Below are 20358 nucleotides of genomic sequence, written 5' to 3' on the forward strand. Positions count from 1 at the left end.
GGTCATTCGCAGAATTGCAGCACGTTGGCGCGGCTTTTTTCGCTGGGCGCGTTCTGGTCCTGTTGCAACCAGAACTGGCACTTGGGGTTGGACAGGTTGCGCGGGTTGCTGCGGGCCTGGTCCAGGGCTTGCCGCTGTTCGTTGCGCTGCAGGTTCTGCTGGTACTGCTCGAACATTGGCGTGGCCGGTTCCGGGGCCGGTTGCATCGCCGGTGGTTGCGCCAGTTGATGCACGGCGGCGGCGACCGGCGCCAATGCTTCACCGAAGAGGAATCGCGACATGAGCCAACCCGTCAGGACGATGGCAAGGAACCCCAGCCACAGGCCGAGGGCGATGCTGACGGTCAACTTCAAGGCTGAAAGACGAGGGGCTGGCGGGTAATCGGGCATGGCTGCTTCCTGGCAGGGGCATGGACAGGGGGTGATTGTCGCATGAAGATTAATCGCCGTCGGCTCTTCTGCATGCCTGGTTTATTCGGGACAATCGGGCCTTTGCCACAGGGAATCGGGAATGACCGTGCGCTGGGATATTTTTTGCACCGTCGTCGATAACTTTGGCGACATTGGCGTCACCTGGCGCCTGGCTCGGCAATTGGTGGCCGAGCATCGATGCGCGGTTCGGCTATGGGTCGATGACCTGCGGGCGTTCGAACGGTTGTGCCCGGAGATCGACGTCACGCTGGCCGCGCAATGGCAGCAAGGCGTCGAGGTGCGTCATTGGCCTTCACAGTGGCGGCCCACGGATGCGGCGGATGTGGTGATTGCCGCGTTTGCCTGCCAACTGCCCAGTGCCTATATGGACGCAATGGCCGAGCGCCCGCGTGCGCCGCTGTGGATGAACCTGGATTACCTGAGCGCCGAGGATTGGGTCACGGGGTGTCATGGCTTGCCCTCGGTCAAGTACAAGCAGGTGCAGAAATACTTCTTTTTCCCCGGCTTTCGTGAGGGCACGGGAGGGCTGTTGCGTGAAGCCGGGCTCCTGGAACGTCGTCGCAAATTTCAGCAGGATGCCGAGGCGCAGGCGGTTTTCCTGCAAGGGTTGGGTGTCGATCGCGTGCCAGGCGCTTCGTTGATCTCGCTGTTTGCCTATGAAAACGCCGGGCTCGCCAGTTGGTTCGAAGCCATGGCGACCGGCTGCGAGGCTTTCCATGTGCTGGTGCCCGAAGGGCGGGTATTGGGCGACGTCGAGCGTTGGCTGGGTATCGAGGGGCTGACGGTGGGGGCGGTGCATCGGCGGGGTGCCCTGACCGTGCAAGTGCTGCCGTTCGTCCGACAGGACCAGTATGACCTGCTGCTGTGGTGCTGCGATTTCAATGCCGTGCGCGGCGAAGACTCCTTCGTTCGCGCCCAATGGGCCGGCCGGCCCATGCTCTGGCACATCTACCAGCAGGAAGAGGACGTGCACCTGGAGAAGCTCGAAGCCTTCCTCCGGCTATACAGCGAGGGGCTCTCGGCGCCGGCGGAACAGGCGATCAGCGGTTTGTGGCGGGCCTGGAATGCCGGCCAGGACATGGCCGAACACTGGAAATCGACCCGTGAACACCAGCAGGAACTGGCCCAACATGCCCAGGCGTGGTGTCTGGAACAGGCTTCGCGGCCCGATCTTGCCGCGGCGCTGGTGAAGTTTTATGGAAATTGGATATGATACGCGGCCTAGATTTTTGTCAATCCCATCCAAATTCGGATATTCGCAATGAAAACTGGTAAAGAACTCAAACCCGGTACCGTGATTCGTATCGACAACGATCCTTGGCTGGTTCAGAAAGCTGAATTCACCAAGTCGGGTCGTAACAGCGCGATCATGAAGACCAAGCTGAAGAACCTGCTGACCGGTTACAAGACCGAAACCGTTTACGGTGCGGACGACAAACTGGACGACGTGATCCTCGACCGCAAGGAAGCGACCCTGTCCTTCATCAGCGGCGACACCTACACGTTCATGGACACCACTGACTACACCATGTACGAGCTGAACGCCGAAGACATCGAAAGCGTTCTGCCATTCGTTGAAGAAGGCATGACCGACGTCTGCGAAGCCGTGTTCTTCGAAGAGCGCCTGGTCTCTGTAGAGCTGCCGACCACCATCGTGCGTCAGGTTGACTACACCGAAGGTTCCGCTCGCGGCGACACTTCCGGTAAGGTGATGAAGCCTGCCAAACTGAAGAACGGTACCGAGCTGTCGGTAGCTGACTTCATCGAAATCGGCGACATGATCGAGATCGATACCCGCGAAGGCGGTTCCTACAAAGGCCGCGCTAAATAAGCGAAGGCCTTTGCACAAAAAAGCCCGACCATTGAGTCGGGCTTTTTTGTGGGAGGTGACCCGGCCTGGACCGGTTAAGCCAACCCTTCTTATTTCAGGTGTTGCTTGAGCTCCTGCGACACCTGCAGCATCGCTGAACGCACCGCTGGCACCTGGCTGACCACGTTGAGCAGGCCGTAGTCGTGGATCATGCCGTTGTAGCGCACGGCCGTGACCGGCACCCCGGCGGCGTCCAGCTTGCGCGCATAGGCTTCACCTTCATCGCGCAACACATCGGCCTCGGCGGTCTGGACCAGCGCTGGCGGCAGGCCCTTGAGCTGGGCGGTGCTGGCCTTCAGTGGCGAGGCATAGATCTCGCTGCGTTGACCGGCATCGGTGGTGTAGTTGTCCCAGAACCATTTCATCATGTTCTTGCTGAGGAAATGCCCTTCAGCGAACTGGTTGTAGGACGCGGTCTCGAAGCTGGCATCGGTCACCGGCCACAACAAGGCCTGGAAGCGAATTGCCGGCGTGCCCTTGTCCTTGGCCATCAGCGCCACGACGGCGGCCATGTTGCCACCCACGCTGTTGCCAACCACCGCCAAACGCTTGCCGTCGACGTTGATCTGCTTGCCGTGCTCGGCCACCCATTTTGTCGCGGCGTAGGCCTGGTTGATCGCCACTGGGTAATGCGCCTCGGGGGAAGGCGTGTAGTTGACGAACACCGCGACGGCGCCCGAGCCCGCTACCAAGTCCCGAACCAGTCGCTCGTGGGTCGGGAAGTCGCCCAATACCCAGCCGCCGCCGTGGAAGAACATGAACACCGGCAACTCACCCTTGACCCCGGCCGGACGAACGATGGTCAGGCTGATCGACTGGCCGTCGGCCTGGATGGTTTTTTCACTGACGTCGGCCTGGGGCAAGGTCAGCTTGACCCCGGCCTGGGCGCCGACCAGCACGGCACGGGCGTCCTTGGGCGAGAGTTGTTCCAGGGGTTTGCCGGTACCGGCGTTCAGCGCATCGAGGAACGCCTGGGTGTTGTGTTCCACGATGCCGTCGGCGAAAGCGTTGCTGACGCTGAGGGCGAGCAGGGTACCGGTCAAGACTTTGCTGAGCGTGTTCATGTGTGTCATTCCTTGGTGGGTTATTTGCGCTAAATGTTTGCGCGCTAAGTAGGTGTGGAGAGAATGTATATCGCAAATATTTTGCGCGCAAGTTAAATTTTTAGGGAAGTTCTTGGAATGGACACTTCATCGAGCTGGAAGGGCCGATTTAGAGGCGTTTGTGGTGTGTGGAATTTTTTCTGAAGGGTAGGGGGGGGTGGCTGTGCTGGCCCCTTCGCGAGCAGGCTCGCTCCCACAGGTGAGTGCGTTGGCGGCCGTTGGGATCAAGGATGGAAGGGTGAGCAGTGGATTTGCGGCTACCCGAAATCCAGGGTAGGAGCGAGCCTGCTCGCGAAAGCGGCGTGCCAGCCAGCAGCGGTAGGGGTATTGAATGGGCTGGCCTTTTCGCGAGCAGGCTCGCTCCCACAGGGGAGCAGTGTGGCTACAGGCTGCCTTGCAGGTGGCTGCGCAATGCCTGGAGGTCGAGTTGCAGCTTCTGCAATTGTTCCAGGGTCTGGCCGCTGGCAGCGAGGATGCATTGGGGGATGTCGAGGGCTTTTTCGCGGAGCGCGCGGCCTTGTTCGGTCAGTTCGACGATCACCACGCGTTCGTCTTCGCGGCTGCGGGTACGGCTCAACAGACCTTCGCCTTCCAGGCGCTTGAGCAGGGGTGTGAGGGAACCGGGATCGGTGAGCAGGCGGTTGCTGATTTCACCGACCGTCAGCCCGTCTTTTTCCCACAGCACCATCATCGCCAGGTACTGCGGGTAGGTCAGGCCCAGTGCCTGGAGCAACGGCTTGTAGACCTTGGTCATCATCAACGAGGTGGAGTGCAGGGCGAAGCAGACCTGATTGTCGAGTAACAGGGCTTCGCAAGCTTCGGGGGTGTCGCGTCGGGTGGTCATGGCAGAACCTTCAAACAGAGATACGGTGAATCTAGCGGGCGAATCTTTAATGCGCCAGATAATTCTGACGACCTGATCAGATGTTGCGTTCCCACGCCGGCGGTGACTGCGTAGGATAGGCGCCTTGGTGAAAGGGGAATCATCTGTGATCGAGTTCGTGGTGTTTTTGCTGTTCGGTGCTGCCTTGGGCACCTTGGGGGGATTGTTCGGCATCGGTGGCGGGTTGATTGCAATTCCGGTACTGGGCGTATGGTTCGGTCTCGACCAGCAACTTGCCCAAGGCACGGCGTTGGTCATGGTGGTGCCCAATGTCATGCTCGCGTTGTGGCGCTATCACCAGCGCAATCGTATCGAATTGCGCCATGTCCTGCCGTTGGCGTCCATGGGCTTCTGCTTCGCCTGGCTCGGCTCGATCTGGGCCGTCGGCATCGACGCCCAGAGCATGCGGATCGGCTTCGTGGCGTTCCTGGTCGCGCTGACTCTCTATAACCTTGCCCGCATGTTCACCGCGACGGTGCCGCCGTCGGCGCAGATGCGCCATGGCTGGCCATGGCTCGGTGTATTGGGAGCGGCGTCCGGCGCCATGGGGGGCTTGTTCGGTGTCGGCGGGGCCGTCGTGGCCACGCCGATCCTGACCAGCCTGTTCGGTACCACCCAGGTCGTTGCCCAGGGGCTGTCCCTGGCGCTGGCCTTGCCCAGCACCGGCGTGACCCTCGCCACGTATGCGTTTCACCACGAGGTGGACTGGGGCATCGGCTTGCCGCTGGCGGTCGGTGGCCTGCTGAGCATCAGCTGGGGCGTGAAGGTTGCCCACGCCTTGCCGGAGCGGCTGCTGCGCGGGCTGTTCTGCGGTTTCCTGGTGCTGTGCGCGGTGCTGCTCGCCCTTAAAGTTTGAAGCCTTCGACAATGTGCTCGGCCAGGCACTCGGTGATCGGCGACGGATTGTTCAGGTTGCGGATCAGCATGATGCTGGCCTCGGGCAGTTCCGGCAGGTCCTCGGCTTCGCCCAGCACGCGCATGTCCGGGGTTAGCAGGCTTTCCAGCTGGGCGGTGATGGCCAGGCCTGCGCCCACGACCGCCATGAGCGCCGACAAGCTCGAACTGTTGTAAGCCACGCGATACTCGCGGCCCATGGCATCCAGCGCATTGCAGGCCCATTGCCGGCAGAAGCAATCGCTGTTGAACATCGCCAGGGGCAACGGCGTTTGTTCATGCACGTTGAAGCACGCGGCTTCGGCCCATACAAAGCGCTCCTTGCGCAGCAGCTGGCCGATTTCGTCCCCCGGTTTGCGGGTGACGATGGACAGGTCCAGGTCCTGGCGCAACAGCAGTTGCTTGGACGATTCGCAGTGCACCTCGATTTCGATCAGGGGATAGAACTGGGCGAAGCGCTGCAGGATTCCCGGCAAGAACCGCATCACATAATCGTCCGGCGTGCCGATGCGCACCGTGCCGACCATGTGCGGTTCGCGCAGGGTGTTGAACACCTCGCTGTGCAGCTTGAGGATCCGCCGGGCATAGCCGAGCAACACCTGGCCTTCGGCGGTGAGCTTGACCTGGCGCCCATCCCGCTCGAACAGCCGCCGCTGCAACACGTCCTCTTCCAACCGCTTCATCTGCATGCTGACGGCGGATTGGGTGCGATTGACCAGTTCACCGGCGCGGGTAAAACCGCCCTGGTCGGCGATGGCGACGAAGGTTCGCAGCACGTCCGTATCGATGCTCGGGTAACTCGACAATGGATCAATCTCCGAGATGTGTTGCATAAGAAACATTCGTTGGATTGATCTTAGCGCTGGGGCGAGACTTGAGCCATCCCCAACGGAGGACATCACGATGAAAGGTCAAAAAGGTTATCTACTGGTAGACAAACTGTCCCATGGCTTCTCGCTCAGCGCGCTGTTGCACAAGTTTAGCCGCTGGTACGAATTGCACCACGAGCGCGAACTGCTGGCCGGCATGAGCGACGAGGCACTCAAGGACATCGGCGTCAGTCGTGCCGACGTAGAACGGGAAGTGGTCCGGCCATTCTGGGATGACCCCATGCACAAATGAGCCATCCTTTCCTACACAAACCCCTTATTGGTGAGGTAGGTTGCGAGCAGACAAGGAGATCTCCATGCCCGCGACGCTGTCCTTTACCCTCAAACAGGCCCGACGCCTGGCGTTGGCCGCCCAAGGATTCGATGGACGGCCAGCGCCCGCTTCGGTGCAACCCTCGCGCCTCAATCGCTTGATCGAACGCCTCGGCGTGCTGCAGATCGACTCCGTCAACGCGCTGGTGCGCTCGCATTACCTCCCGCTGTTCTCCCGTCTTGGAACCTACAACCCCGATTTGCTCGACCAGGCGGCCTGGAGCCAGGGCCGGCGGCGAACGTTGTTCGAATACTGGGGCCATGAAGCGTCGTTGTTGCCGATGTCGCTGCATCCGCTGATGCGCTGGCGCATGGAGCGTGCCTCCCGTGGCGAGGGGATCTACCAGCAGTTGGCGCGGTTCGGGCAGGAGCGCCAGGACGTCATCCGCCGGGTGCTGGCGTCCGTCCGCGAGCAGGGCGCCTTGGGAGCCGGCAGTTTGTCCACGCGCCAGGAAAAGGCCGGGCCCTGGTGGGACTGGAGCGAGGAGAAGCATGCCCTGGAATGGTTGTTCGCCGCGGGCGAAGTGACGGTGGCGGGGCGACGGGGTTTCGAGCGACTCTACGACTTACCGGAACGGGTGTTGCCGGCCGACGTCCTGCAACAGGCGCCGCCGGACGAGGCCGAGGCCCAGCGGGCATTGCTAGTGCACGCCGCGCAGGCGCTGGGCGTTGGCACGGAGAAGGACCTGCGGGACTACTTTCGGCTCGACCCGGCGGACTCTCGTCAGCGCCTGGCCGAACTGGAGGAGGCCGGTGAATTGTTGCGCTGCCAGGTGCAGGGCTGGAAGCAACCGGCCTGGTGCCGGCCGTTGACGAAAATTCCTCGCAGCGTGGCGGCCAGTGCCTTGCTGTCGCCCTTCGATTCGCTGGTCTGGGAGCGCAGCCGTACCGAGCGGTTGTTCGACTTTCGTTACCGGCTGGAGATCTACACCCCGGCGCACAAGCGAGTGTATGGCTACTACGTCCTGCCGTTCCTGCACCACGAGCGCATCGCGGCACGGGTCGACCTGCGGGCGGAGCGGGCCCTGGGCCGACTGGCGGTGCATGCCGTGCACGAGGAAGCGCCGGGGTTGGACGAGGAAGGCATGCAGGCCCTGGCGGTGAACCTGCGGTGCATGGCGGGCTGGTTGGGATTGCCGCAGGTGCAGCTCAATTGCCAGCGGGCGGGTGGGGTTCGGTTGGCGGGGGCATTGGCCCGGATTGATGGTGACTGATGTACCGCTATCGCGAGCAAGCTCGCTTCCACAAGGAATTTGGGGCGACCACAGTTTTTGTGTTCACAGCCAATCCAGTGTGGGAGCGAGCTTGCTCGCGATAGCAATCCAACAGGCGATAAATGCCTTACCGACTCACCGCCGAACCTGCTTCAACGTCTCGGCAATCAGAAACGCCAGTTCCAACGACTGGTCGGCATTCATCCGCGGGTCGCAGTGGGTGTGGTAGCGGTCCGAGAGCCCATCTTCGGTAATCGGTCGGGCGCCGCCGATGCATTCGGTGACGTTCTGTCCGGTCATTTCGATGTGGATACCGCCGGCATAGGTGCCCTCCGCCTCGTGGGCCTGGAAGAACTGCTTCACCTCGCCAAGGATCTGCGCGAAGTCCCGCGTCTTGTAGCCGCTGCTGGCCTTGATGGTGTTGCCGTGCATCGGGTCGGAGCTCCACAGCACCTGCCGGCCTTCGCGCTGCACGGCCCGCAACAGCGGCGGCAGGTGGTCGCCGACCTTGTTGGCGCCCATCCGGGCGATCAGGTTCAGGCGACCGGGGTCGTTGTCCGGGTTGAGGACGTCGATCAGGCGGATCAGGTCATCCGGGTCCATGCTCGGCCCCACCTTGACGCCGATGGGGTTGTTCACCCCGCGCAGGAACTCGACGTGGGCACCGTCCAACTGACGGGTGCGGTCGCCGATCCAGAGCATGTGCGCCGAGCAGTCGTAGTAGTCATTGGTCAGGCTGTCGCGGCGCACGAAGGCTTCTTCGTAGTTGAGCAGCAGCGCCTCGTGGGCGGTGAAGAAACTGGTCTCGCGCAATTGCGGCGAGCTGTCCATGCCGCAGGCGCGCATGAAGGCCAGGGTTTCGTCGATGCGGTCGGCCAGGTGGCTGTATTTTTCCGCCAGGGCCGAGTTGGCGATGAAGTCCAGGTTCCACTTGTGCACCTGGTGCAGATCGGCGAAACCGCCCTGGGCGAAGGCGCGCAACAGGTTCAAGGTGGCCGTGGACTGATGGTAGGACTGCAACAGCCGCTCCGGGTCCGGCACGCGGCTTTTTTCATCGAAACCGATGCCATTGACGATGTCGCCCCGGTACGCCGGCAGGGTGATGCCGCCGATGGTTTCATCGTTGGCCGAGCGCGGCTTGGCGAACTGTCCGGCCATGCGCCCGACCTTGACCACCGGGCAGCCGGCGGCAAACGTCATGACGATCGCCATCTGCAACAGGACCTTGAAGGTGTCGCGGATCTTCGCCGCCGAGAACTCGGCAAAACTCTCGGCACAGTCGCCGCCTTGCAACAGGAAGGCCCGGCCCTGGGTCACTTCGGCGAACTGACGGCGCAACTCCCGCGCTTCACCGGCAAACACCAGCGGTGGATAGCTGGCCAGGGTCTGCTCCACCTGCAACAGGTGCGCGGCGTCGGGGTAGCGGGGTTGTTGCTGGATCGGCAGGGCGCGCCAGCTGTCAGGGCTCCAGGGTTGGCTCATCATGATCTCTAAGGTGGTTTACGCTCGGACGGCCATGTTATCAGCAAATTAGTGCGTGACCTGTTTGCGTGGCTTCGCGGACAATCACACCTTTGCCGCAACCCGTCCGGCAACCATCAGGAGATGAAATGACAGAGGAACGCGTCGAGCATCTGCTCGCCGAGGTGCATGACGAGTTCGGCATGATCCGGGTCTTCGAAGTCGCCGACTACCGGTTTCTGGAGTTCGGCGATGCCATCGAGCAAAGCTGCGTGTTCACGGCCGACCCCAGTTGGCTCGAATACGATTACACCCGGGCCATGCTGATCGGCGCGCTGTGCCATGAACAGCCCGACAGTGCCCTGTTCCTCGGGCTGGGGGCCGGTACGTTGACCCAGGCCTGCCTCAAGTTCCTGCCGCTGGAGGACGTCGAGGCCATCGAACTGCGCCCCGACGTGCCACGGCTGGCGATTGAATACCTGGGGCTGGATGACGACCCGCGCCTTTACATCCGCGTCGGCGATGCCCTCGAACTGCTGGAAACCGCCGAGCCGGCGGACCTGATTTTCGTCGACCTGTATACCGACGTCGGCCCGGGCGTCGGGCACCTGGCCTGGGGGTTCCTGGAGAATTGCCAGAAGCGCCTCAACCCGGGCGGCTGGCTGGTGATCAACCAATGGGCCACCGACGACGGCAAGCCCTTGGGCGCGGCGCTGTTGCGTGGCCTGTACCACCGCCATTACTGGGAGCTGCCGGTGAAGGAGGGCAACGTGATCCTGATCGTCCCGGCGGACCTGGACCAGACGCTGGACATGCCCGGCCTGGTTGCCCGCGCCGAGGGGCTGGCGCCACGGCTGGGCTACTCGTTGCTGCCTTTGATCAAGGCGATTCGACCGGCCACTTGAGGCGTGGATTCCGTGGCGAGGGGATTTATCCCCGCTGGACTGCGAAGCAGGCCCATGGTTGCTTAGCGCCGGGCGCCTGTTTTGCAGCCGAGCGGGGATAAATCCCCTCGCCACAATACTCGGGTGAAACGGTTTAGCTAGTTCAAAAAATTCTCCCTTTCCAGGCGAATTCCGGTATAGTGCGCGCCGGCCTTTAGCCGGGCCGCGTCAAGGTAGCGCAATTTCGGAGCCTGCTCCGGTTGCATGTCCGCACAACGGACACACCCACGACGTTCTTTTTCATTCATTCGTTTTCGCAAATCCCCGCCGACAAAGCTGCCAGGGCGACTCTTGAGTCTCAACACGGCATGCGCAGCTTTGGAGCATGGGTCTTTGCGGATGCACTTAGAGGCAGACCCATGACCCAGGAAATCGGCGGCTTCGCCGCTCTTGAACTTCATCCCAATATTGTCGCTGCAGTAGTCGCTACCGGCTATGAAGAGCCTTCGGCCATTCAGCAGCAGTCGATCCCGATCATCCTCGCCGGTCACGATATGATTGGCCAGGCGCAAACCGGTACGGGTAAGACCGCCGCGTTCGCCCTGCCGATCCTGCACCGCATTGATCCGTCCAAGCGCGAGCCGCAAGCTCTGATCCTGGCCCCAACTCGTGAGTTGGCGCTGCAAGTTGCAACCGCTTTCGAAACCTACGCCAAGCAAATGCCGGGCGTGACGGTCGTGGCAGTCTACGGCGGCGCGCCGATGGGCCCACAACTGAAAGCAATCCGTAATGGCGCGCAGATCGTTGTCGCCACCCCGGGCCGTCTGTGCGACCACCTGCGTCGCGACGAAAAAGTCCTCGCCACCGTGAATCACCTGGTTCTCGACGAAGCTGACGAAATGCTCAAGCTGGGCTTCATGGACGACCTGGAAGTCATCTTCAAGGCCATGCCGGAGTCCCGCCAGACCGTCCTGTTCTCGGCCACCTTGCCGCAATCGATCCGTGCCATCGCCGAACGCCATCTGCGCGATCCGAAGCACGTGAAGATCCAGAGCAAGACCCAGACCGTCACCGCGATCGAGCAGGCCCACCTGCTGGTTCACGCCGACCAGAAGACCTCGGCCGTGCTGAGCCTGCTGGAAGTCGAGGATTTCGACGCCCTGATCATGTTCGTGCGCACCAAGCAAGCGACCCTGGACCTGGCCAGCGCCCTGGAAGCCAAAGGCTACAAGGCCGCCGCGCTGAACGGTGACATTGCCCAGAACCAGCGTGAGCGCGTCATCGACTCCCTCAAGGATGGTCGCCTGGACATCGTCGTGGCGACCGACGTCGCGGCCCGTGGCCTGGACGTTCCGCGCATCACCCACGTGTTCAACGTGGACATGCCGTACGATCCGGAGTCCTACGTCCACCGTATCGGCCGTACCGGCCGTGCCGGTCGCGAAGGTCGTGCCCTGCTGCTGGTCACCCCGCGTGAGCGCCGCATGCTGCAAGTGATCGAGCGTGTGACCGGGCAGAAGGTGGCTGAAGTCCGCCTGCCGGACGCCCAGGCTGTTCTCGATGCCCGCATCAAGAAACTCACCAACAGCCTGGCGCCACTGGTGGCCGACGCCGAGTCGACCCACGGCGATCTGCTCGATCGCCTGACCGCTGACATCGGTTGCACCCCGCGTGCCCTGGCTGCCGCCCTGCTGCGCAAGGCCACCAATGGCCAGGCGCTGAACCTGGCTGCGATCGAGAAGGAACGTCCATTGGTGCCGAACAGCGCGCCGCGTGGCGACCGTCCCGAGCGCAGTGGCGATCGTCCGGACCGTGGCGACCGCGAGCGTCGTGCACCGATCCCGCTGGCCGAAGGCCGCGCTCGTTGCCGTACCGCCCTGGGTGCCCGTGACGGCATCGCGGCCAAGAACCTGCTGGGGGCGATCCTCAACGAAGGTGGCCTGGCCCGAGAAGCCATCGGTCGCATCCAGGTGCGTGACAGCTTCAGCCTGGTGGAACTGCCGGAAGATGGCCTGGAAAAACTGCTGACCAAGCTCAAGGACACTCGCGTGGCCGGCAAGCAACTCAAGCTGCGTCGCTATCGCGAAGATTGATCGGCCCTTGGGCTGAATAATCGAACATAAAAAATCCCCGACTGGTTCGGGGATTTTTTATGCCTATCTTTCAGTGTTTTTTCAGTTTTACCGGTGGTGTTCCCTTGGCGAGCAAGCCCGCTCCCACACTGGACCGCGGTGATACACAAATTCTTTGTTCACCGTGATCCCCGTGGGAGCGGGCCTGCTCGCGAAGGGAGCACCTCGGTGTCCCAGTCAATCGAACCGATAGATGTCCATCCCCAGCGCGCCCATCGTGAACCCCGCATGGGCAACGCTGAACGTGCCTCCGGCACCCCGGGCGAAATACAGCGGCAGCAGGTGTTCGTCGCTGGGATGGCTGCGCACGGCGTTCGGCGCCTGGCGACGATAGTCATGCAGCGCGACTTCGTCGTCGCTTGCCAGCTTGTCGACGACCCAGTCGCGGAAGGCTTTCGCCCAGGGCTCGACGCTGTCAGGCCCGGCGTTCCAGTCCAGGTCGCGCAGGTTGTGGGTAATGCTGCCGGAGCCGATCAGCAGGATGTCTTGCTGGCGCAGGCTCGCCAGCGCCCGGCCGACCTGTGTTTGCAGCATCGGGCCCTCGCGGCTGGGCAGGGACACCTGGACCACCGGAATGTCGGCCTCGGGGTACATCAGCGACAAGGGCACCCAGACGCCATGGTCGGCTGGCCGCTGGGTGTCGAGGCGCGCCGGCAAGTGCGCGGCATCGAGCAGGCTTGCCACTTGGGCAGCCAGCGTCGGATCGCCTGGCGCCGGGTATTGCACTTGGTACAACGCCGGAGGAAAACCGCCGAAGTCATGCCAGGTGCGAGGCCGAGGGTTGGCACTGACCAGCAAGTCATCGCTCTCCCAGTGGGCGGACACGATCACGATGGCCTTGGGCCGGGGCAACTGCGCGGCGAGGCGAGCCAGGGCCGGGCCGCTGTCGCCCGGCTCCAGCGTAAGCATCGGTGAACCATGGGAGATAAACAGGCTGGGCAGCATGAGCGGGCTCCTGAGCGTTAAGATGTCACCATCTTCTGTCAGGTCAATGATCGAAATCTAATATAAGTTTTAGCCCGTTTTGATCGATTTTTTGGAGCGAACCATGGAAGCGGAGTTTTGGCACAAGCGTTGGGCATCGAACCAGATCGGCTTTCATTTGCCGGAGGTGAACCCTTACCTGCAACGTTTCTGGCCGCAATTGGGGTTGAGCCAGGGCAGCCGGGTGCTGGTGCCGTTGTGCGGCAAGAGCCTGGACCTGCTGTGGCTGGCCCGGCAAGGGTATCCGGTATTGGGCGTGGAGTTGTCGGAAAAGGCCGTGGTCGATTTTTTCCAGGAGCACCACTTGGAGCCGAAGATCAGCGAGGCGGGGGCGTTCAAGGTCTTCACCGCGGGGGATATCGAGATTCGTTGCGGTGATTTCTTCGCTCTGGAACCAGGGGACCTGGCCGGTTGCGCGGCGTTGTACGACCGGGCGGCGTTGATCGCCTTGCCTGCGCCGATGCGCGAGCGCTACGCGGCCCATTTGCAGAACGTCCTGCCGGCCTGCGCCGGATTGCTGATCACGCTGGATTACAACCAGGCCGAAATGCCTGGCCCGCCTTTTTCGGTGAGTCACGACGAAGTGCTGGCGTTGCTGGGAAGCGAATGGCGCCTGGCGGTGTTGCAGGAACAGGATGTGCTGGGGGAAAGCTGGAAATTCCTCCAGGCCGGGGTGACCCGGCTGGATGAGCGGGTGTATCGGATTTCAAGTGATTGAAGGTGTGATTGGGGTGGGCCCATCGCGAGCAGGCCCCTGATCAACGACACATAACCCCAGACAAGAAAAAGCCCGCATCGCTGCGGGCTTTTTCTTGAAGCTCCCGTAATCAGCCGCGACGGCGCAGGGCTTCGATCCGCTCTTCCAGCGGCGGGTGGCTCATGAACATGCGCGCCAGGCCTTGCTTGATGCCACCGTTGATGCCAAAGGCATTCAGGGTGTCGGGCATGTGCACCGGCAGGCCTTGCTCGGCGCGCAGGCGCTGCAGGGCGCCGATCATGGCACCGGTGCCGGCCAGGCGTGCACCGGCGTCGTCGGCGCGGAACTCGCGTTTGCGCGAGAACCACATGACGATGGCACTGGCGAGGATACCCAGGACCAGTTCGGCAAAGATGGTCGCAATGTAGTAGGCCATGCCCTGGCCTTCTTCGTTCTTGAAGATCACCTTGTCGACGAAGTTGCCGATGATCCGCGCGAAGAACATCACGAAGGTGTTCACCACGCCCTGGATCAGCGCCAGGGTCACCATGTCGCCGTTGGCGACGTGGCCGATCTCGTGGGCCAGCACGGCCCGGACTTCATCGGGTGTGAACCGTTCGAGCAGGCCCTGGCTGACGGCGACCAGCGCGTCGTTCTTGTTCCAGCCGGTGGCGAAGGCGTTGGCCTCATAGGCCGGGAAGATCCCGACCTCGGGCATCTTGATGCCGGCTTCGCGGGACAGTTGCTCGACGGTTTGCAGCAGCCATTGTTCATGGCGAGTGCGCGGCTGCGTGATGATCTGGGTACCGGTGCTCATCTTCGCCATCCACTTGGAGATGAACAGCGAGAACAGGGAACCGGCGAAACCGAACACCGCACAGAAGATCAGCAGCTGATTGAGGTTGAGGTCAACCCCGTTGGCCGCCATGAACCCGTTGAAGCCGAAAAGGCTCAGGGTGATGCTGGCAATCAGCACGACCGCCAGGTTAGTGGCCAAGAACAGCAGGATGCGCATCATGGTGGTGGAATTCTCCTCATGCTTAAGATGTAGCGTCATGCGGGGTATATAAGGTGCTGCCGCAGGCGATTCAACTGAGCGACTATTTCAAACTGTGTCCTACAGACGTCCTAAATGATTGAAAGACTTTTCTGAAAGTAACCACGGAAAAGAAATGGGGTGCCGGCCCCCCGTGAACGTTGGACGCGGGTGCGCGCCGGCCGCCTTGCCTTGAGTGTAGAAGGCCAGCCAGAGTCATCGGAACGGATATGTTGCTGAATCAGACAGCGTGCGAGGCGAGGGGCCTCGCACGCTGGAGCTTATTGGCGATAGGACTTGAGGAAGTTGCCGATCCGGCCAATGGCCTGGTCGAGGTCGTCGACCCGCGGCAGGGTCACGACGCGGAAATGATCCGGCCATGGCCAGTTGAAGGCCGTGCCCTGGACCACCAGCAGCTTCTCCGAGAGCAGCAGGTCGAGGACGAACTTTTCATCGTTGTGGATCGGGCAGACCTTGGGGTCGATCCGCGGGAACGCATAGAGCGCGCCCATCGGCTTGACGCAACTGACGCCGGGAATGTCGTTGAGCAGTTCCCAGGTGCGATTGCGCTGTTCCAGCAGGCGGCCCTGTGGCAGCACCAGGTCGTTGATGCTCTGGTAGCCACCCAGCGCCGTCTGGATCGCATGCTGGCTCGGCACGTTGGCGCACAGGCGCATGTTGGCCAGCATGTCGATGCCTTCGATGTAGCTCTGGGCGTGATGCTTGGGCCCGGAGATGGCGATCCAGCCGGAGCGGAAACCGGCCACCCGGTAGGACTTGGACAGGCCGTTGAAGGTCAGGCACAGCAGGTCCGGCGCCAGGGACGCGGTGCAGACGTGCACGGCATCGTCGTAGAGGATCTTGTCGTAGATTTCGTCGGAGAACACCACCAGGTTGTGCTGGCGGGCCAGCTCCAGCATGCCCAGCAGCACTTCCCTGGAATACACGGCGCCGGTCGGGTTGTTCGGGTTGATGATCACCAGGGCCTTGGTGTTCGGCGTGATCTTGGCCTTGATGTCCGCCAGGTCGGGGAACCAGTTGGCCTGCTCGTCGCAGAGGTAATGCACCGGGTTGCCCCCGGAGAGGCTCACGGCGGCGGTCCACAGCGGATAGTCCGGCGCCGGCACCAGCACTTCGTCGCCATTGTTGAGCAGGGCCTGCATCGACATCACGATCAGTTCGGAGACGCCGTTGCCCAGGTAGATGTCTTCGATGCCGACACCTTCGACCTGCTTCTGCTGGTAGTACTGCATCACGGCCTTGCGAGCGCTGAACAGACCCTTGGAATCGCTGTAGCCTTGGGCGGTCGGCAGGTTGCGGATGACGTCCTGGAGGATTTCATCGGGCGCTTCGAAACCAAAGGGGGCCGGGTTGCCGATGTTCAGCTTGAGGATGCGATGGCCTTCCTCTTCCAGGCGTTTGGCGTGCTTGAGCACCGGGCCGCGAATGTCGTAGCAGACGTTGGCGAGCTTGTTCGATTTGCTGACCTGCATGGCGATGTGTTCCCGAAAATGAACGATCCAGGCGGCGTGTGAACTACCGTACTGGGAATCCTGCGCCTGTGCCCGGGCCTGGCGCGGTATGGACGTCACAATCCGTTTGAATGCGCATGGCGTGACTGCCAGACTGGCGTCTGACGAGGCGCAATCATACGTGCCGCCCGATCTGCGGAAAAGCGTCGGATCGGGCTTTTTCAATTGCCGAGGTAGGACGATGGAAAAGTTGGAAAAAACCCTTGAGGAATGGCATGCCATGCTCGACCCGGAGCAGTACAACGTCTGCCGGTTGAAGGGCACCGAGCGGCCGTTTTCCGGTAAATACAACGCCACCAGGACCGACGGCGTCTATCACTGCATCTGCTGCAACGAACCGCTGTTCGATTCGCAGACCAAGTTCGATTCCGGCTGCGGCTGGCCGAGCTTCTATGCGCCGATCGAAGGCAGCGCGGTGGTGGAAGTGCGGGATGTCAGCCACGGCATGATCCGCACCGAGGTTGTCTGCGCCAAATGTGACGCCCACCTGGGCCACGTCTTCCCCGACGGCCCGCCACCCACGGGCCTGCGTTACTGCATCAACTCGGTGTGCCTGGATCTGGTGCCCCGAGGGTAACGCTGTGGGAGCAAAGCTTGCTCGCGAAACAGGCACCTCGATCTCCGAAAGACCCTGTCGCCTTCATCGCGGGCAAGCCTTGCTCCCACAGTGTGGGACGTGGATATGGGTGATTATTAAATTGCACACAATTGAATTGCTCGCTATCTTGCACGCCAGTCCCATTCCTTTGGAGCCTTGCCATGAGCGACAACCTGCTGAGCATCCCCTGTACCACCATCAAGGGCGAGCAAAAGACCCTGGCCGACTTCGCCGGCAAGGCCGTGCTGGTCGTCAATACCGCGAGCCAGTGCGGGTTTACCCCGCAGTACAAGGGCCTGGAGGCTTTGTGGCAGGCCTACAAGGACCAGGGCCTGGTGGTCCTGGGTTTCCCCTGCAACCAGTTCGGCAAGCAGGAACCGGGTAACGAGGGCGCGATCAGCGAGTTCTGCGAGCTGAACTTTGGCGTGAGTTTCCCGCTGTTCAAGAAAATCGAAGTCAACGGGGCCAATGCCCACCCCCTGTTCGTCCAGCTCAAGCAGCGGGCGCCCGGCGTGCTGGGATCCAAGGGCATCAAGTGGAATTTCACCAAGTTCCTGATCGGCAAGGACGGCCAGGTGGTCAAGCGGTTCGCCCCGACCACCAAGCCCCAGGACCTCACCCGCGAGATCGAAGCGCTGCTCAAATGAAACCACTGCCAGCCGATGCGCTGAAGCTCGACAGCCAGTTGTGCTTCAAGTTGTATGCCGCTTCGCGGGCGGTGATCCGCGGCTACAAGCCGATGCTCGACCAGCTCGGCCTGACGTACCCGCAGTACCTGGTCATGCTGGTGCTGTGGGAATGGCAGGAAAACGCGCCGCAATATCCCACGGTCAAGGCCCTGGGCGAGCGCTTGGCGCTGGATTCCGGCACGTTGACGCCGCTGCTCAAGCGCCTGGAGCAATTGGCGCTGGTCCAGCGCCAGCGTTCGCCCCGCGATGAGCGCGAGGTGCATTTGAGCCTGACGCAGGCCGGCGGGGCCTTGCGTGAGCAGGTGGCGCCGCTCAAGGCGCGCCTGCTGTGCGACAGCGGGATTGACCTGGACCGCCTGGGGGAACTGCGCGACGGTCTCGACCGCCTGCTGGGGCAGATCAAAGCGCTGGCGTAGTCGGCACCCACTGGTCCAGGATCGCCGCCAGTTCTTCGCGGCGGAACGGTTTGGACAGGTAGTCGTTCATGCCCGCCGCGCGGCAGCGCTCGCGCTCCTCGGGCATGGCGTTGGCCGTCAGCGCGACGATCGGCAGCTCCGACCAGCGACCGCTGCGCCGGATCTGCCGGCTGGCCTCGTAGCCATCCATCACCGGCATGTTGCAGTCCATCAGCACCAGGTCGAACACCCGCTGTTCGAGCTGGTCCAGGGCCTCGACGCCGTGGGCCGCGATGGTGACCTCGCAGCCCAGTTTGCCGAGCATGCCCTTGGCCACCAACTGGTTGACCGGATTGTCCTCCACCAGCAACACCCGGCCGCGCCTGGAGGGCGCCACGGCTTCGATCCGAGCGTCGTTGATGGTGGTTTCCTCGCTTTGCAAGGCCCGGCGCAGGATCTGGTACAGCGCATGGCGCGCCAATGGCCGGGCCTGTTGCAGCAGCGGCGCGAGGGCGGCGGCCTGTTCGCTGGGCATGAAGCTGCCGTAGGCGGTCACCAGCAGGATCGGCGCGTCGAAGGTCGGCCGCAGGTTGAACAGGCACTCGGGGCAGTCGGTGATCAGCACATCGGGCTTGAGCCCCAGCAACCCGTCATCCACCGAGCGCCGCAGATAATCCACGCCCCAACCGGGCAACAGCATGCCAAGCAACTCGGCCAGTCCGCTGTTGCTGTCGGTGATCGCCACGACCTTGCCGCGCAAGGGTTCGACCGGCGACGCCGGGGTGTGGCAGGGCAGCGGCAGGTCGGCGCAGAACTGGCTGCCGAAGCCGGCCTCGGAACTGATCGTCAATCGGCCCTGCATGGCTTCGCAGAGGTTGTAGGTCAACGCCAGGCCCAGCCCGGTGCCACCGAACTGACGGGTGATGCCGGCGCCAGCCTGGGTGAACGGTTGCAGGATCCGCGCCTGGGCCTCCTGGGGAATGCCGATGCCGGTGTCGCAGACCTCGATCCGCACGCCACCTTCGTGCGCGCTCAAGCGCACATCGACCCGGCCGAAGCGGGTGAATTTCAGTGCGTTGGACAACAGGTTGCTGACGATCTGGCGGACCCGCGTCGGGTCGCCCAGGACCTGGGCCGGAAACTGCGGGTCGATCAGGCAGGCCAGCTCGACGCTGGGGGCGGCATTTTGCGAAAGCAGGTTGGCGGTGTCTTCGACCAGCGAGCCGAGGTCGAACGGGATGCGCTCGAGCTCCAACTGGCCGGCGTCGAATTTCGACAGGTCGAGGATGTCGTTGAGCAGCTCCACCAGGACCTTGCCCGAATCATGGGCGATCGAGAGTTGCTGCTGTTGCTCGGCTGTCAGCGGGCCGTCGAGGGACAGCGCGATCATGCCCAGCAGGCCGTTGAGCGGGGTGCGGATCTCGTGGCTCATGTTGGCGAGGAAGGCGGAGCGGGCCTCGGCCATGTCCAGCGCGGTACGCCGGGCCACTTCCAGTTCCTCGTTGGACTGGCTGAGGCGGGCGTTGATGGCCTTGAGTTCGGCGGTGCGTGCCGAGACGATGTTTTCCAGTTGCGCCAGGTATTCGGTGAGGCGGTTTTCGGCCGTGCGCCGCTGCTGGATTTCAGTGGAGATATTTTCGAACTGCTGGTTGGCGACCGACACCAGCACGCCGATTTCATCGTACTGGTGGCCGGCGGGACATTCCAGGCGACTCTGTTCGCTGCTGCCCGGGTCGCGGCTGCTCAGCTCGCGAATGACCCGTACCAGAGGCTTGGTCAGCATCACATAGAACAGCGCCAGCAGCAGGCCGGTCAGGATCAGGCTGCGGGCGAAGCCGTTGAGCAGGGTGACTTCGGCGCGGCGCAGGAAACGGCTGCCGAAGGAATAGGTGTCGACGTCCAGGCGCAGCACGCCGAGGGATTCGCCCGGCAGGTGGTCGAGGTAGAGGCGGTCCTCGAACTGACGCTGGGCGCCGAACAGGAAGTCGCTGATGAATCGATAGCTGCTTTGCAGTTCAGGCCGCTTGACGCTGGCCAGCACGGTCTTGTTGTTGTCCACCAGTTCGGCGCCGATGATGGCCGGTGAACGCAACAGGCCCTGGGACAGCTCCTGGGCCAGTTCCGCGTCGATGTTGTAGGCGATGCGCGAGGCCGGGTTGTGGCTGATTTCCAGCAGCGACAGGATTTCCCGGTTGATCGAGGCGTCTTCGCTGGCATAATCGATGCCGATCTGCATCAGGCTCAACAAGGTGCCCAGCACGAAACCCACCAGGACGGTCAGGCGGGCCTGCTTGTAGGACAGCCGCTGGGTGAATCTGATGTCCATTGAGTGATGAACCACTTACGTTTCCCT

The 20358-nt window shown here is 62.5% G+C and carries 20 protein-coding genes; 11 read left to right on the forward strand and 9 right to left on the reverse strand.

Features of this window, described 5'->3' with window-relative positions; genetic code table 11:
• Window positions 1-2 precede the first annotated feature (2 nt).
• On the reverse strand, window positions 3-389 hold the full coding sequence (locus Q6A48_RS01165; protein WP_304551302.1) for a cytochrome b/b6 domain-containing protein: 387 nt from the start codon (window positions 387-389) through the stop codon (window positions 3-5).
• A gap of 121 nt (window positions 390-510) precedes the next feature.
• On the opposite strand from Q6A48_RS01165, the gene earP reads away from it, so the two are divergent.
• Both earP and Q6A48_RS01175 read left to right on the forward strand, forming a co-directional pair.
• A complete protein-coding gene (gene earP / locus Q6A48_RS01170; protein WP_304551304.1) occupies window positions 511-1644 on the forward strand; it encodes an elongation factor P maturation arginine rhamnosyltransferase EarP in 1134 nt (377 codons plus the stop codon).
• A 48-nt stretch (window positions 1645-1692) separates the two neighbouring features.
• Window positions 1693-2262, forward strand: coding sequence for an elongation factor P (locus Q6A48_RS01175; RefSeq protein WP_003226785.1), 570 nt, complete (start codon window positions 1693-1695; stop codon window positions 2260-2262).
• 89 nt (window positions 2263-2351) lie between these two features.
• Here the strand turns inward: Q6A48_RS01175 and Q6A48_RS01180 are convergent, their stop codons facing one another.
• Both Q6A48_RS01180 and Q6A48_RS01185 read right to left on the reverse strand, forming a co-directional pair.
• The gene (locus Q6A48_RS01180) at window positions 2352-3365 is read right to left on the reverse strand and encodes an alpha/beta hydrolase (protein WP_304551305.1); all 1014 of its coding nucleotides are present in this window, start codon (window positions 3363-3365) and stop codon (window positions 2352-2354) included.
• Between the two features lie 421 nt (window positions 3366-3786).
• A complete protein-coding gene (locus tag Q6A48_RS01185) occupies window positions 3787-4248 on the reverse strand; it encodes a MarR family winged helix-turn-helix transcriptional regulator (RefSeq protein ID WP_304551306.1) in 462 nt (153 codons plus the stop codon).
• 145 nt (window positions 4249-4393) lie between these two features.
• Between Q6A48_RS01185 and Q6A48_RS01190 the strand changes: the two genes are divergently transcribed.
• Window positions 4394-5143: a sulfite exporter TauE/SafE family protein gene (locus Q6A48_RS01190; protein ID WP_304551307.1), complete on the forward strand. Its 750-nt coding sequence runs from the start codon at window positions 4394-4396 to the stop codon at window positions 5141-5143.
• Here Q6A48_RS01190 and Q6A48_RS01195 read toward each other — a convergent pair.
• Window positions 5133-5987, reverse strand: coding sequence for a LysR substrate-binding domain-containing protein (locus Q6A48_RS01195; protein WP_304551412.1), 855 nt, complete (start codon window positions 5985-5987; stop codon window positions 5133-5135). The genes Q6A48_RS01190 and Q6A48_RS01195 overlap by 11 nt on opposite strands.
• 97 nt (window positions 5988-6084) lie before the next feature.
• On the opposite strand from Q6A48_RS01195, the gene Q6A48_RS01200 reads away from it, so the two are divergent.
• A complete protein-coding gene (locus Q6A48_RS01200; RefSeq protein ID WP_304551308.1) occupies window positions 6085-6303 on the forward strand; it encodes a DUF1127 domain-containing protein in 219 nt (72 codons plus the stop codon).
• Between the two features lie 64 nt (window positions 6304-6367).
• Window positions 6368-7597 carry a winged helix-turn-helix domain-containing protein gene (locus Q6A48_RS01205; protein WP_304551309.1) on the forward strand — a complete coding sequence of 410 codons (1230 nt, stop codon included), beginning with the start codon at window positions 6368-6370 and terminating at the stop codon, window positions 7595-7597.
• A 135-nt stretch (window positions 7598-7732) separates the two neighbouring features.
• Here Q6A48_RS01205 and Q6A48_RS01210 read toward each other — a convergent pair whose 3' ends face one another.
• The gene (locus tag Q6A48_RS01210; RefSeq protein ID WP_304551310.1) at window positions 7733-9079 is read right to left on the reverse strand and encodes a class II 3-deoxy-7-phosphoheptulonate synthase; all 1347 of its coding nucleotides are present in this window, start codon (window positions 9077-9079) and stop codon (window positions 7733-7735) included.
• 128 nt (window positions 9080-9207) lie between these two features.
• Here Q6A48_RS01210 and Q6A48_RS01215 point away from each other — a divergent pair, with 128 nt between their 5' ends.
• Together Q6A48_RS01215 and Q6A48_RS01220 are read left to right on the forward strand one after the other, a co-directional pair.
• Window positions 9208-9963 (forward strand): spermidine synthase, encoded by a 756-nt coding sequence (locus tag Q6A48_RS01215; protein WP_304551311.1) that lies wholly within the window; start codon window positions 9208-9210, stop codon window positions 9961-9963.
• 398 nt (window positions 9964-10361) lie between these two features.
• Window positions 10362-12035 (forward strand): DEAD/DEAH box helicase, encoded by a 1674-nt coding sequence (locus Q6A48_RS01220; RefSeq protein WP_501991670.1) that lies wholly within the window; start codon window positions 10362-10364, stop codon window positions 12033-12035.
• A gap of 216 nt (window positions 12036-12251) precedes the next feature.
• On the opposite strand, the gene Q6A48_RS01225 is transcribed toward Q6A48_RS01220, so the two are convergent.
• The gene (locus tag Q6A48_RS01225) at window positions 12252-13019 is read right to left on the reverse strand and encodes a DODA-type extradiol aromatic ring-opening family dioxygenase (protein WP_304551312.1); all 768 of its coding nucleotides are present in this window, start codon (window positions 13017-13019) and stop codon (window positions 12252-12254) included.
• A gap of 103 nt (window positions 13020-13122) precedes the next feature.
• Between Q6A48_RS01225 and Q6A48_RS01230 the strand changes: the two genes are divergently transcribed.
• Window positions 13123-13776, forward strand: a complete 654-nt coding sequence (locus tag Q6A48_RS01230; RefSeq protein WP_304551313.1) for a thiopurine S-methyltransferase — start codon at window positions 13123-13125, stop codon at window positions 13774-13776.
• Between the two features lie 109 nt (window positions 13777-13885).
• Here Q6A48_RS01230 and htpX read toward each other — a convergent pair whose 3' ends face one another.
• Window positions 13886-14773: a protease HtpX gene (htpX, locus tag Q6A48_RS01235; protein WP_042730445.1), complete on the reverse strand. Its 888-nt coding sequence runs from the start codon at window positions 14771-14773 to the stop codon at window positions 13886-13888.
• A 299-nt stretch (window positions 14774-15072) separates the two neighbouring features.
• The gene (locus Q6A48_RS01240; RefSeq protein ID WP_095963474.1) at window positions 15073-16284 is read right to left on the reverse strand and encodes a pyridoxal phosphate-dependent aminotransferase; all 1212 of its coding nucleotides are present in this window, start codon (window positions 16282-16284) and stop codon (window positions 15073-15075) included.
• A gap of 220 nt (window positions 16285-16504) precedes the next feature.
• On the opposite strand from Q6A48_RS01240, the gene msrB reads away from it, so the two are divergent.
• The 3 genes from msrB to Q6A48_RS01255 all read left to right on the forward strand — a co-directional run bounded on the left by msrB (window position 16505) and on the right by Q6A48_RS01255 (window position 18026).
• Window positions 16505-16900, forward strand: coding sequence for a peptide-methionine (R)-S-oxide reductase MsrB (msrB, locus tag Q6A48_RS01245; protein WP_304551315.1), 396 nt, complete (start codon window positions 16505-16507; stop codon window positions 16898-16900).
• Between the two features lie 182 nt (window positions 16901-17082).
• Window positions 17083-17568, forward strand: coding sequence for a glutathione peroxidase (locus Q6A48_RS01250; protein ID WP_304551317.1), 486 nt, complete (start codon window positions 17083-17085; stop codon window positions 17566-17568).
• Window positions 17565-18026, forward strand: coding sequence for a MarR family winged helix-turn-helix transcriptional regulator (locus Q6A48_RS01255; RefSeq protein WP_304551318.1), 462 nt, complete (start codon window positions 17565-17567; stop codon window positions 18024-18026). The genes Q6A48_RS01250 and Q6A48_RS01255 overlap by 4 nt, the downstream gene beginning before the upstream one ends.
• On the opposite strand, the gene Q6A48_RS01260 is transcribed toward Q6A48_RS01255, so the two are convergent.
• A complete protein-coding gene (locus tag Q6A48_RS01260) occupies window positions 18010-20331 on the reverse strand; it encodes a hybrid sensor histidine kinase/response regulator (protein WP_304551320.1) in 2322 nt (773 codons plus the stop codon). The genes Q6A48_RS01255 and Q6A48_RS01260 overlap by 17 nt on opposite strands.
• Window positions 20332-20358: the final 27 nt, after the last annotated feature.

Source organism: Pseudomonas citrullilanati, assembly GCF_030580855.1.
GTDB classification, from domain to species: domain Bacteria; phylum Pseudomonadota; class Gammaproteobacteria; order Pseudomonadales; family Pseudomonadaceae; genus Aquipseudomonas; species Aquipseudomonas citrulli.